Below are 14,954 nucleotides of genomic sequence, written 5' to 3'. Positions count from 1 at the left end.
AGAAAAAGCGATTAATAGACAAAAGACTACAAGGGATAAATTACTTTTATTAAATATATTCATTTTTTATTAATATTATTTCTTTTAAGCAAGAGAAGGGGCGAATCGGTTAAATAAGCCACTCCTCTTGGTTGTTTCATTTTTAATAACCTTCGTTTTGTTCCCAACCTGTCAAAGTTATATCAACCTGAGGAATAGGCAATAACCATTCTCTATCAGGAAAAGGCGCACTACCATATAAAATATGCATGTTTGTATATTCTGTTGCAGAATCTTCCTCTTCACTCCAAAATCTATCCATTTGATTAGGTACAGAAGGATCTGTAGCAGTAAACAAACGATTGGTTCTAATTAAATCAAAACGTCTCTTAACTTCTCCATTAAACTCACGTCTTCTTTCTAGCCATACTGCAGTTCTAAATTCTTCTTGTGAAAGACCTGAAAAGTCTCTAGAATCATCTGTAACTTCAAAAGCCCTTCTTCTTATCTGGTTTACTGCACCATATGCCAAATCACTTGGTGATCCTTCTGCTTCATTTGCTGCCTCTGCATAGATCAAAAGTGCATCTGCATATCTATATAATATAAAGTTAGAATTGGTTCTAAACTGCGATGTCTCTGGTAATCCTAAATAATAATCTATATCTACATATTTTCTAAATACTGGTGCTATTACATACTCAGTACCATCAGCTGTTTTATACCTAGTCATTAAACTCCATTCTCCTCTAATATCTCCATCTTCAAAAGCTCTGTAAAGATTTGGAGTTGGTATATAATTCCCAGCTGTACCTGGCTTACCAGGAAACCTCATTTGAGAAACTGTAGACGAATTTCCTTCATCTAATAATGGTTGAGCACTAAAAAGTCCCCAATAACTAACACCACTATTAGAGGCTGCACATCCTTTACTTAATCGAGATCCTAAACCATCTTCAGCTAAAGTTGCTACTTCCATCATCGATTCACTAGTAAAAGGATTGTTCCATGCTACTCCATAAGATGGCGTCACATGAAGTCCATCAACCTCTGGTACTGTATTTAAAGAATGAGGAGAATTCTCAATAATTTCTAATGCCTTATCTCGAGCTAATGCCCAATTAACAGGATCTCCTTGTACAAATTCACCTTGAGATGTTCTTCTCCAACCTGCTCTCGTTAGATACACATCAGCCAAAATTATTTTTGCAGTCCATTTAGTAACTCTTCCAAAATGAAGTGCATCTTCGCAGTGTTCTTCTGCAAACTTAAGATCTGGAATAATTATCTCATCGTACACATCATCTACCGGTGCTCTATCTACATTTATTTGAGCTTCCGTAGATACATAATTCAACATTAACGGTACATCTCCAAATGTTTTAACCAAATGCAAATAATAAAGCGCTCTTAATGCTCTAGCCTCACCAACCATACTATTCTTGGTCGCATCATCCATATCTGGTACGTTAGGAATATTTTCCATTGCATAATTTGCTCTAGAAATTCCTTGCCACCATATTGCATATTGTTGTCTTAAATTTATAAAACGGAGGGTAGACGATATATTATGAGATAGAAAATCAGGACTTTCATTATTTTCATTCAGCTTAGAAGAAACATCATCTGTCCCCAAATCTAACATAGGCCATGAAAACCCATAAGCAGATGTTACAGAACTGTGATTATCCAATGAGTTGTAGGCAGCATCTAATCCAGATCTAGCCTGGCTCTCATCTTGATAAAAGTTAGCAGTAGAAATAAATGTTGGAGGATTTTCTTCTAAAAATCCTTCACAAGAAACTACCGATGATAAAGAAATCGTCAATAAAATTTTATATATACTTTTCATTTTTTAGTTTTTTTTTAAAATTGTACATTAACTCCAATTCTTATTAAAGAAGGAACAGGATAGGCCGCATTATCATGACCAAGACTTATAACTCTGGTTCCTGAAAGCGAAACATCAGGATTATATCCAGAATACTTAGTAAGTACAAATAAATTTGATGCTGAAGTGTATAATCTCAGATTATTCAGTCCTAAACTTTGCGTTACCTTTCTAGGGAAAATATAACCTAAGGTTATATTTTGCAACCTAATAAATGAACCATTTTCAATAAACCTATCACTAAAAACATATTGTCCATTATTTTCGCTATTTAATCTTGGATAAACTGAGCTTGGATCTGTAGCTGTCCAAGCCTCCTTAACTATACTCGATTGCTGGTTACCACTAAAAGCTAAGGTCTGTAAAGACATCATGTTAGCAATCTCATTACCTACTTGTCCATCTATGAAGAAGCTAAGGTCAATATTTCCAAATGAGAATGAATTATTTATTCCAAAAACCACATCAGGTTGTGCTCTACCAATTACTTGTTGATCCTCCCCGTTTATAATTCCATTTCCATCAATATCCTCATATAATTGTGCCCCTGGGTTTAGCTGTGTAGTACTTCTAGGTGCTTTTCCTGCTACTTCTTCAACCAATGTATAGTTGGCTGTTGGATTTGCATTATATGTATCTATGCGCTCCTGTTCTGAAAGTCCTTGAAATTCTTGAAAATCATCAAACTGAGCTATTCCAGCAGTTTTATATCCGTAGAAAGCACCAAATTCTTCACCTATAATTAATCTTTGAGTGTCTGTAACAATACCCCATTGTAAACCAGCTTGAACATAATCTTCTGCCAAATCTTTAACTATTGTTTTTCCAAAACTTACATTTCCTCCTAAAGTCCAACTAAATTTTGGTTTGCTAATAATATGAGCATTCATAGAAAACTCAAATCCATTAGTTTCAAGTGATCCATAATTTTTAGTGTATGAAGTAAAACCAGAATGCGAAGGAATCGCTATACCATTAAAGAGTAAATCATCTGTTAATTTATTATAGTATTCTACAGTACCTGTAATTTTATTTTCATACAATCCAAAATCTATTCCAAAATCTAACTGCTTTGTATATTCCCATTTTAAATCTGCATTTGGTAATTGTGAAGGAGCAACAATTGTAGTTGCAGCTTCACCTCCACTACCATCTCCAAAGATATGTTGATCTGTTCCTAGAATAGACAATGATTGATATGGTGACACAGATTGATTTCCAGAATATCCGTAACTTAATCTTAATTTTAAATTGGATATTACATTCGTGTTTTTGATAAAATTCTCTTTATGAAGATTGTATGCCGCAGCTGCTGCTGGGAAAAACCCCCATTTATTATTTTCTGCAAATCTTGAAGAAGCATCCGCTCTAGCCGTAAATGTAAAAAGTAACTTACTGTTATAATTATAATTTAACCTACCAAAGAATGAAAGCAAGTTAGAATCAACAGCACTAATAACATCATCATCTTGATATGTTGCAGATCCTGGGTCATAGATACCTAAAATATCATTAGCAAAACCAAAATTCGACGTTCTAACAGAAAAACTCTCACTCGTATTGATAGACTGACCAATCATTGTTGTGAATTTGTGTTTCTTCCCAAAATCAAAATTATAATTAAAAGTATTTTGATTTACAAGTCCCGTAGACCTACTATCCTGGGTTTTTGCCCATCCACTTCTACCATCTTGAGTACCGCTTCTTGTAGAAAGAGATTTTAACTGATAAAATGTTTGTCCAACATATCTAGTATAATAGGATACATCTGACCTAAAGTACATCTTTTTATTTAGTTCGTATTTCAAGAACACACTTCCTCTAAATTCATTCACAATGTTATTATATATATTACCTTCTAAAGCTTCTAATGGAGAATATAAAGTCAAGTCACCATTAGTCCCATCAACATCATCAAACTCAAAAACAGCATCAGAAGCAACAGTTGGTGCGGTTCTAAGCGCTCTACTAATAACACTATTTGTTCCGTATGCACCTTCTGTATTCGTTGATGTACTTTTTTGATTTGACGTTACATTTGTGTAATTAATTCTTGTTCCAAAGGACAATTTATCATTCACCTTTGTATCTAAATTCAAACGACTTGCGATACGATTAAAATCTGTTCCTTTAAGTATTCCATCAATATTGGAAATATTAGTAGAAAAATTATATGTAGTAGCCTCACTACCTCCACTTATACCTACATTAAAATTTGTACTTTGACCTGTTCTAAAGATTTCATCTTGCCAATTTGTTGTAGGCAACTCTCCTGCAAGAGCACTTTGTAAATCATCTTGAGAAACACGATTTGGATCACCATCATTTGTATACGCCTCGTTCCTAACTATAGTATACTCATTAGCATCAAGTACATCATAATATTTTCTTATCTGTGCCAAACCAGTATCAGAGCTAATTTGCACTTTTCCTTTCCCTGACTTTCCTGTTTTTGTAGTAATTAAAATAACTCCGTTTGCCCCTCTTGATCCGTAAATAGCCGTAGAAGAAGCATCTTTTAAAACCTCAATAGACTCTATATCAGACGGGTTAATTGTTGACAAAGGACTCATACTCGCTGATTGACTTTCAGCATTTAAGCCCTCTATTTGCTCGTTATCAAAAGGGATACCATCTACAACATACAAAGGTTCTGAACCATTCGTAGAAGTAATACCTCTAATTCTAATACTTGCCCCAGCACCTGGAACACCAGAGGTTTGTGTTACCAATACACCTGCTGCTCTACCAGCCAATGCCTGATCTAAAGATACGGCTCCTACTTTGGTAATCTCTTCAGCTTTTACGGATACAACAGCTCCCGTTAAATCGCTCTTCTTTACCGAACCATAACCAATAACAACTACCTCATCTAAGGCCCCGGTATCTTCTAACATGATAATTTTAAGATTCCTATTACTCAATAAAGAAACAAGTTGTTCTTTATATCCAATATAAGAAACTATTAATAATTTATCATCTACTGGTTCTGAAACTTTGATCGTAAAGTTCCCTTCAAAATCGGTGACACCACCAACTTTACTTCCTTTTACAATTATTGTAGCACCAGGAAGAGGGTTTTCATTTTTATCTACAACAAGCCCAGAAACATTCTGCATTTGACCCAATAACAGCATTGAGTTAAACAACATAAATGCACTTAATAATTTTTTCATAATTTTAGTTTAGTTAATAGTTAGGTTTTATAATTCCAACTTGATTTATAAAACACTTTTTAGTTTGTATGCCAAATTTAGTGTCAAATCCTAAAAATGTATTTCTTAAATCACTTTTTTTGTTGCTCAAAAAACCGATTTTCTAAATTTTTATGCTTTTATTACCTAATATTTGTTTTTGGTAGCCAAAATAGAATTCGAAATTTTCTAATTCTTTATTTTACCTCTGCAATTTTTATTTTATCTAAAAAAAGAATAAATTAATAAGAGTAATTCATTTAAAAAGAGATGTAAGGTAATTTTGAATTCATCTTGTTATTTAGGACTAAATGGAAGCAATAAGTGAACAAGAAAAACAGGAAACTTATAAACAAATGCAAATTGGTTAGTCGTTTCTTTGAGAACAAAATTCCCCGTTTTTGGAAGTGAGACAATAAATACTCTAAAAAAAACTACTTTTAAATAATTTTAAAAGATTGTGAATTAATTAATTTTTTTTTGAATATTCAGAAGGTGTAACTCCGTGTAATTTTTTAAACGAGGTAGAAAAATATGATTTAGAACTAATACCTATTTGATACATCACTTCATTAATATTGGCGCCATCATTTTTATTCAATAATTCTGCGGCCCTTTGTAGTCTAAAGTTTCGTAAATAAGCATTGGGAATTTGACCTGTAAGTTGTTTTAGTCGTTTATAAAAATGAGAAGTACTTAAATTCATTTTTGCTGATAATTCTACAACACCAAAATTGGAATCAGAAATATTTTCTTCAATAACTTCAATAATATCACTTAAAAATGCTTTATCTCGCGTAGATAATTCAATTCCTTTTTTAGGAATTGTACTGTTCTTTTTGAAATGTTCTTTTATTCTTATATGATTTTCAATCAGTTTTTTTATACGTAATTCTAAAACTTTTATAGAGAAAGGCTTACTAAGGTATTCGTCTGCTCCAAATTCTAAACCTTTAATAATATCTTCGTTAGTACCTAGTGCCGTGAGTAGTAATATAGGAATGTGGCAGGTTTCAGGGTTTGATTTAATTTTTTCGCAAAAAGCAAACCCGTCCATTTCTGGCATCATGACATCACTAATTACAAGTGTTGGTTCGCATAATTTTATTTTTTCCAGGCCTTCTAATCCGTTATTTGCTAAGGTAATAGAATATGTTTTCGAAAGTGTACTGGTTAAAAAGTTTTGTACATCTTCTTCGTCTTCAACAATTAATAAATGATGTTCCTTTAATTCATCATTTAAAGTTTCATTTTTATATTCGGTTGATAATGGTACCCAATCTTTAATAAATGATTTTGTATTGGTGTTTACTTCAATATTATTATAATCTTTAATGCTACCAGTAGGTATTAAAACTGTAAACCTGGTTTCTTTAAAAGGTTCACTTTTTACAGAAATATCTCCTTCAAATAAATTGATAAGCGATTTACAAAATGTAAGACCTATTCCACCCCCACTTAATTTATTTTCATTGTTTCCTAATTGGTAAAATCTTTCGAAAATATTATCCAAATCTTCTGCAGGTATCCCTTTGCCATTGTCTATAACATCTATTTGTATCATTTTTGTTCCGTTTTTATGAATGATATCAGATTCGATACTAATGTTTCCGTTGGCAGGTGTATTTTTAAAGGCGTTAGATAGTAAATTGAAAAGGATTCGTTCTACTTTTTCTGTGTCTATTACAATGTATTCATTAGGAGAATTAACTTTGTAAAAGAAATTTATGTTTTTTTCGGTAGCATAATTTTCAAATGCTTCTGTAGTTGGGTATATAAAACCTCCTAAAGTATTCTGACTAAAATTTAAGTCTAAATAACCTTGCTCTGCTTTTCTAAAGGTTATTAATTGATCTACTAAACTAAGTAGCCGTTTGGTATTCTTTTGGATAATAGCTAAATACTTAGTCTTTTCGGAATCTTTATTAATGGAAATTATATGCTCAAGCGGTCCTGAAATTAACGTAAGTGGTGTTCTAAATTCATGTGATATATTGGTAAAATATCTAAATTTCCCTTGGTTTATGGTGTCCAATCGTTCTTTGTCGAGTTGTTCATATTTTAAGCGCTGTTTTAGCTTTTCATGCTGAACAAAATAAATAATAATACCAGCACATATTAAAACGGTTAGTAAAACAAAAAGCAAATAACTCCACCAAGTTTGATACCATGGTGGTAAAATTACAACAGCTAAGCTCTTTATTTCGTTGCTCCAAACACCATCACCGTTTGAGGCTTTTACCTGAAACACATAATCGCCCGCAGAAAGATTAGTATAGGTTGCTGTAGTTTTTCCGTTTGGATCTTCAATCCAAGTATCGTAAAACCCCTTTAGTCTGTAAGCTAATTTATTTTTCGATGGCGTAGAGGTGTGTTCTGCTACCAATTGAAAAGCAACAATGTGTTCGTTTTGGCTTATAGAAATGCTTTCTGTTTCTGAAATGGACTTATTTAGAACAACATTATCATCAAGCTTCTCACCAATTTTTATTACTTTATTATTTACAAGTAAAGCCGTGATTATTATTTTTGGAGGCGTGGTGTTTAATTGAATATTTTTAGGTTTAAAAAGTGTTAAACCATTTAATCCTCCAAAATAAAAATAGCCAGATGAACCTTTAAAATATGCACCTTTTCTAAAATTGTTTTGAGCTAAACCATCGTCTCTTACATCGTAAACATTTGTTTTAGTAGTCTCAGTATTAAATTTAACTAATCCCATATCTGTACTAAGCCATAGGTTGGTGTCGTTTTCTGGTAAAATACCATAAATGGCATCATCTGGTAAAATATCGTTTTTCCTGAAATAATCTATTTTAATTGGCGTACCAGTATCATCTAAAGTTATTTTATTTAACCCACCACCAAATGTACCAACCCAAATATTGCCTTTAGGGTCTTCATAGAGTGAGAAAACAGTTGAGTAGCTTAATTTCAATCTGTTATTTCCTTCATCAGAAATTTGATTCTCAATATTGATTTTTTTTCCATCAAAAGTTCCATACAGCAAACCTTTACTGGTTCCGAACCATAGTTTTTTATATTTTGTCTATTATTAGGGTCTGAAATACAATTTTATAATCAAAATCTAAAATGCTTTTAACTTCTAATTCAGGATGTGTTTTATTTTTTATGCTAGTCCATGGATTTTCTACTATTTTAATTTGATTACCTGCAAAAAGTAAATGGTTCTCATCTATTTGGTGGATAATATGGTATAATTGTTTAGGAATTATTTTTCCGTTATGTTTAAAATCAACATGTTTAAAATTGTTTTTTAAAGGATTGTAAACCATTATATTTGAATCTGTAGCAAACCAGATATATCCTGCTTTGTCTTCATATATATTTGTTATTATATCAGAGTCTTCTTTTAAACTATTTTGATTTAATACATTTTCAAACTTAATGTTGTTTACGGTTTTATCATTAATTATTTCGGTACTTCTAAATAAGTCTTTATTATATGTGGAGATCCATAATTTACCTTTACTATCTTCCAAAATGGAATTTATTAAATTATCAGAGATAGAGTGTTTGTCATATGGGTTTTTTGAATAGTTAATAAATTGCTTTTGAGCAATGTCCAATTTATTAATACCTCCTTGCCCTGTTCCAATCCATAAAACATTATAATTGTCTTGATAAAGGGCATTGATAATATTACTGCTCAGTCCATTTTCATTTTTCTGAGTATGTAAATAGTTTAAAAACCTGTCTTCTTTTTCTAGATATTTTAAAAGACCATGTTTTTCTGTTCCAACCCAAACAATATTATTGTTATCTTCAAAAATAGTATTTATTCTTATAGGGGATTTGATATCACCAATATCATATTTACGAATAATTTGTATGCGACTATTTTTAAAACTTGTTTTGAATAAACCATCAAAGGTCCCTATCCAAAGCATGTCTTTTATGTTTTTTATTGTAGAAATATTGTAATTATGAAAATTTTCAAAATCAATTATTTTTTCAATTCTTGAATTAATACCTGTTGATTCCTTACTGAAAAAAGCTTCTTTAAGACCTTTAGAAGTAGCTAAGAGCAGTGCGTTGTTATCCGTAAAACTGAATTGTTTTATAGTAGCTATGTTGGTGTAAGCATCTAAAGAAATATTTGATACTTTAAAAACGCCATCAATAACATCTTCAATATTGCAAGCATATAATTTATTTTCGCCCGAGAACCAAATTGCTCCATTAGGACCAGAGCTAATATGGCTAATGTTTAATTTAGAATCTATAGGTATGGTATGAAATTTTTCAAGCCAGGGCACATATACATTTATTCCTTGTTTGGTACCTATCCATAATAAACCAGAAGGATCATTATATAAATGTGTAATGTAATTACTTGATATGCTCCCGTCGCTTTTGCTTTGCGTGGTATAGGTTGTAAAGTCGTACCCGTCATATTTTATAAGGCCATTAGGAGTGCCAAACCATAATAAACCATAAAGGTCTTTGGTTATTGTAATTACCGTATTTTGATTAAACCCTTCTTTATTCGAAAACTTTTCAAAATTTTGAGCGCTTAAAATACATGAACCAGATAAACTAAAACATATGCAAATAATTAATAAAATTTGTTTGATATGTTTTAGAGCTATAGTCATTAAACTAGTTTTTTTTAGTTTTAATTTATTTTTATTAGCAGAATACATCAAAGATAAAAATAGAGATTAATAATTTTTTAAAAAATGATTTTAATTATCCAACTTTTTTTTGCAAGTCTAGATTAAATAGTAATATATTTTCTATATTCTTTTAACGAATAGCTATTTTAATTACTGCAGCCCTAGCGGGAGGCATTTTGATCTCTATAACATCATCTTTTACCATTCCAATTTTGCATAGTCGAGTCCATTTTTTATCCCATAAATATTTATTCGTTACAACTCTGGTACTCAATTTTATTTTTCCTCAAGCACCTCTAAGCCTCTACCAGAATGCTTATAGAAATATGGAAATACTCCATCACCATGATCCATGTATTCATGTGCTGATTTCCAAAAAGATCCATTTCTATACCCTCTGAATTCAGAAGTATAAGGCTGCTTACGTATTTTTGCAATCACACCTTTTAACATCAAACGTGTTTTATATATATCCATTAAACGAACATGCATAAACATAGTGTCCCATTTCCCATATTCGGATTTGTGAGCTTCCACAATTATGTTTTCAATTTCTACCAAAGCAAGCTCCATCTCATTTGCAAAATCTTGTGGGCTTAGATTTTTCTCATAAGCTTCCAATGCATCTGAAATAATTTGTAATGCTCTTGCAGAATACATATGAACTGCTACTTGATATGTAAAATGTGCTTGATAAAAATCCTTTCTATCTTCTGGAATTTCTTCGGATATCTTTAAGGTTGATTTCCATAAACTAGGAAAGAAATCTGCTGTTTCGGCTAGAGGTTCTTTTGTCTGAGCCAGATTATTCATTCTTTTTCTACCTTTTGTACTTTCTATCATTGCATTAATAGTTTTACCTTTGGCAATTCCATCTCCAAAACGTTGCAATGCAGCTTGTATTAGATACTGTAACAAGTGCTCACCTCGAGCTCCTACCCATCTATCTCCTGAAGGCATTTTTTCTCGCATATAAGGAATATTGTAATAGTGTAATCGTAAATCTGTTAACTCTGAAGCTAATTCCTCTCCAAATTCTTTAGCATACCACCCCTTTAAATAATCTTTCATAGATGCTTCAGGAGATTTACTAAGAGCAGGTGTTGCATCCCATAAAAAGTCATTAATTGCATTCACAGATAGTGCTGCTGGACGAATACCACTCACATTAATTACCGCATATTTTGTAGCTCCTTTATCTACGTAACGTTTTAATTCTTTATAAAAACGTGCAGGTGGAACTCCTTCTGTAGTACGGTTTTGTGTTAACATCATCATCATTACATGATAGTACAAACCATCTCCTTTCTCCAAATATTTTCCACCACTATCTCTCATAAAACCACGACCATCATCAGCAAACATTTTGGTCACTCCTTCAGGTATTTTTAATAATCCTTTATTGTAAAATGCTCCTTGTTCATTCCAAAGTGCAGCTACTATGGTTGCATCTGGCTGGTATTTTCTAATAATATCTGTTTGTGCTTGCATTGCTTCTGCAATTACTTTTGCTCTTCCTTCCTCCGTTTTTGGAGCCGCAGGGTCGCTATGCCAAAAAGCACCATCACTTTCACCTCTAAAACCAATAGTCCAAACAATTTCTTTATCAGCTTGTACTTTTATTGCTTTTTCCCAAGCATCTAACAAAATTTCTTTTTCTGTAATAAACGAAAAAGGAACTTTTTTAGGCCAATTCATCATATTTAAACCAACAGGTGTCACATGATGATGATTTACGGCAACCCCTCTTCTTTTACATAAATCGTACACATTCGCATCTGGATATTGTGCAGATTCAGGAATGATCATATTTCCTTTGGTTCTTAACAAAGTTTCCAAAATTTTATCCATCCACTCTGATGCAATTACATTTCCTCCTAAAGGATCGCGGTGCATACCATCATGCAACTCTTCATCATTTATAAACCAACCTCTATACTCAAATGTTGGCTTTTTAGATTTGATTTCAAAGTCTCCCTTTACTACTATTTCCGATTGCTTTTTTGGAATATGGTCTGTAAAAACATACATAGGATCTATCCCTAAAACTTTTTCTGTAAAAGTATAAATAGCATAAATAGTTCCTCTATCATCTGCTCCAGCAGCAAAAATGGCAGCGTTCTTATTTTTTGATTTTATATTATCTAAAAAAATATGAAAATGCTCTTTCTCTTTAGGAAGCTTAACGTTTGTTAAATTTTTAATATTTTTTGAAGATCCAAATACAATAACTGGACCATCCCAGTTACTGCTTGAATTGTTATGAAAAATTACAGGTGGATAACCAAAAACTCTATACCAATCCTTTTCGGCATCTTTTATAGCCTTTTGTATTGGCATTCTTTTATAATCTGCATCAGTAATTACCCAAGGGGTATCACCAGTAATCTTTATGCCATTTATAACTTTTGTTTGTGCATTCATCGCAATAACAAAAGCACATAAAAAAAGTGTTAAAAAGGTTATTTTTCTTGAAAAATTGTTTTTCATAATTTATATTTATTCATTTTATTCAAACATTCTACTTAACTAAAACTAGTCAACCCAAAATAACTTTTTAAAAGCAGGGATTTTCATATTCTATTTCCCTTCAAGGTTTCTCGTTTTTAGACTACATAATCGTAACCACTCTATATTGAAAACCAAACAATTTACACTAAACTGTCTTCATATTGGATAATTATTTTTTAATGATTTTAAACGTTTCTGTTAGTCCATTTTCAGAAACAATTTTTAAAACATAAACTCCAGATGATAGCTCTAAAATATCAAAGTTAGTCTCATTCCTCGGAAAGCTCTTAACCAACTGTCCACTCATACTATACACCTCTACTAGAGTTACATTTTTTGAAAGTGTAAATGTTGATTCCGATAGATTTGAATATACTCGAATAGCATTATCATTCTCTAGAGATGTACTATTTTTACTTACAGCTATATCTGTCTTGCTACTAACCCCACATGAAACAGCATTTGCATTAAGACCTTCAACCTTCATATAATCAATATTACCTAAACCATTGGTACTTATAGACTCTATTCTTATGTCTTTAACCCCGGCTGGAAGATAAACAGTGACAGAAGTATTTTCTTTCCAAATATTCCATTCTGTTGTTTTATTAAATGTAATTGCATCTAAAACAGATACCCCGTTTACAAACAACTCTCCTTGTCTGTCACTTGGACAGGCATGATTCCAGGTAAATGTATACGAACCCGAATCTCCAAATATTTTCCAATTTACGCCATTACCTGATGCATTATCAGTATTGGCAAAACCATCTCCTGTGTAACCCGGTTGATTATTATTGATCGCCCCATCAACAGAACAAAATCCGATCTCGTTTTCTTGTATTGTAAAAGAAGTTATACTACTACATAAAACAGGCTCAGTATTAGCTCCTACAACTTTCATATAATCAATATTACCTAAACCATTGGTACTTATAGATTCCAATCTTATGTCTTTAATTCCTGCTGGAAGATTAACAGTCACAGAAGTGTTTTCTTCCCAAATATTCCATCCAGTTGTTTTATTAAATGTAATTGCTCCTATAGCAGATACTCCATTTACAAACAACTCGCCTTGCCTATCACTTGGACAAGCATGATTCCATATAAAGGTATATAAACCTGCATCTCCAGATATTTTCCAATTTATTCCATTACCTGTAGCATTATCAGTATTAACAAAACCATCTCCAGTGTAATCTGGCTGATTATTATTAATCGCTCCATCAACAGAACAGAATCCGGTTTCGTTTTCTTGTATTGTGAAAAAATTTATATTGCCACTATTGCATGAAACAGCGGTAACATTAGGCCCTTCAGCCTTCATATAGTCAATATTACCTAAACCATTGGTACTTACAGACTCCAATCTTACATCTTTAATTCCTGCTGGAAGATTAACAGTAACAGAAGTATTTTCTTCCCAAACTGCCCAATCCCCTGTACCGTCAAGTGTTATATTATTTAAAATAGACTCTCCATTTACCAATAAATTCCCTATCCTATCGCTTGGACAGGCATGTCTCCATGTAAATGTATAAGAACCTGCACTTCCTGATATTAGCCAATTGATACCATTACCTGCTGCATTATCTGTATTAACAAAACCATCTCCTGTGTAACCTGGTTGATTATTATTAATCGCCCCATCAACAGAACAAAATCCGACCTCGTTTTCGTTTATAAGTAAATCATCTGAATTAAGACTATTGTTTTGCCCCCAAATAATTGATGATGTTTTATTATCAATATCTATTTCTACCAAACAATGCTCGAATACCCTAGTATATACATAACCATTTTTAGTAGCAACTCCTAAAGGTTCACCTATTTCTTTTGAAAAATCATCTGTCCAATAGGCAAGAGTATCATCAGCAACATAAGAGTTTTCATCTCCTCCCCATGAATAAAATGTGTTGTCGTTTGCTACTATTAAATATGCTGCTAAAGAAAAATCGTGAGTTAAACCAAATTCTCCAGCAGAGCTTCGACAAATAATATATTTATCGTTGGGGATTTCTAATAATGCATCCATTAAAACTTCCGCTGTAGCTGTTGCAAATACTGTACCTCTAAAAAACACTTCTACAAAAACTCCATTTGCGTTATCTAAAACACTTGAGTCTGCATATATCTCTAACCATTGCCTAACATAATAGCCATTGTAAAGCACAAAAGAATTCATATTATCTAAATTCTCCTTTATAGGATCTAACACATTACGTATCTGTGCCCCCGAAAGACCATCTGCAAACACGCCATCAAAATCCGTATTATCAACAACATTATCAGCAGTATTTACCCACCAATTTTGTGCTTCTGTAGTTGGGTACGTCCAACGTAGTACACCTGTAGCATCTTCTTCTACCCAATTAGGATTAGTGGAAACTATATTATCTATACTAGAATAGTTAAAGTCATAAGCTGAATTAGCACTCCAATAATATAAAATCTTAGCACTGGGGTTGTTCTGGCGAATCTTAGTTGCTGTCACTGCCAATGCTTCATCTGAATTTCCAAACCCGTAAATGGCACTAGCATTTCCTTTAGCAACACCAAACATGTAGTAATTATCTTTAATAAATTCATATTGCTCATCTGTAAAATCCTCAGCTCGATATGCATGACCATATAAACGAACTTTAGACCAATCACCAGGACCTGCAGGCTGCGCATAAGTATTAGTTAATAAAAAAAAACTAAATAGTACCAGTAAAACTTTCATAACTTTCATAACTT

General features: G+C 32.3%; 6 protein-coding genes. All 6 read right to left on the bottom strand.

The window, feature by feature from the left end; genetic code table 11:
• Window positions 1–142: 142 nt before the first annotated feature.
• Entirely contained in the window at window positions 143–1,831 is a 1,689-nt protein-coding gene (locus tag GQR94_RS16790; protein WP_158977253.1) for a RagB/SusD family nutrient uptake outer membrane protein, read from the bottom strand.
• Between the two features lie 14 nt (window positions 1,832–1,845).
• Window positions 1,846–5,046, bottom strand: a complete 3,201-nt coding sequence (locus GQR94_RS16785; protein ID WP_158977251.1) for a TonB-dependent receptor — start codon at window positions 5,044–5,046, stop codon at window positions 1,846–1,848.
• Window positions 5,047–5,533: 487 nt separating this feature from the next.
• Window positions 5,534–8,074, bottom strand: a complete 2,541-nt coding sequence (locus GQR94_RS16780; RefSeq protein WP_158977248.1) for a hybrid sensor histidine kinase/response regulator transcription factor — start codon at window positions 8,072–8,074, stop codon at window positions 5,534–5,536.
• A gap of 28 nt (window positions 8,075–8,102) precedes the next feature.
• The gene (locus tag GQR94_RS16775) at window positions 8,103–9,683 is read right to left on the bottom strand and encodes a two-component regulator propeller domain-containing protein (RefSeq protein ID WP_158977246.1); all 1,581 of its coding nucleotides are present in this window, start codon (window positions 9,681–9,683) and stop codon (window positions 8,103–8,105) included.
• A gap of 297 nt (window positions 9,684–9,980) precedes the next feature.
• The gene (locus GQR94_RS16770; RefSeq protein WP_158977243.1) at window positions 9,981–12,194 is read right to left on the bottom strand and encodes a glycosyl hydrolase 115 family protein; all 2,214 of its coding nucleotides are present in this window, start codon (window positions 12,192–12,194) and stop codon (window positions 9,981–9,983) included.
• Between the two features lie 190 nt (window positions 12,195–12,384).
• Complete coding sequence (locus tag GQR94_RS16765) at window positions 12,385–14,940, bottom strand: putative glycoside hydrolase (RefSeq protein WP_158977240.1); 2,556 nt, start codon at window positions 14,938–14,940, stop codon at window positions 12,385–12,387.
• Window positions 14,941–14,954: the final 14 nt, after the last annotated feature.

It is taken from the genome of Cellulophaga sp. L1A9 (assembly GCF_009797025.1).
In the GTDB taxonomy this organism is placed as follows: domain Bacteria; phylum Bacteroidota; class Bacteroidia; order Flavobacteriales; family Flavobacteriaceae; genus Cellulophaga.
This window is presented reverse-complemented; position numbering and strand designations above follow the sequence as displayed.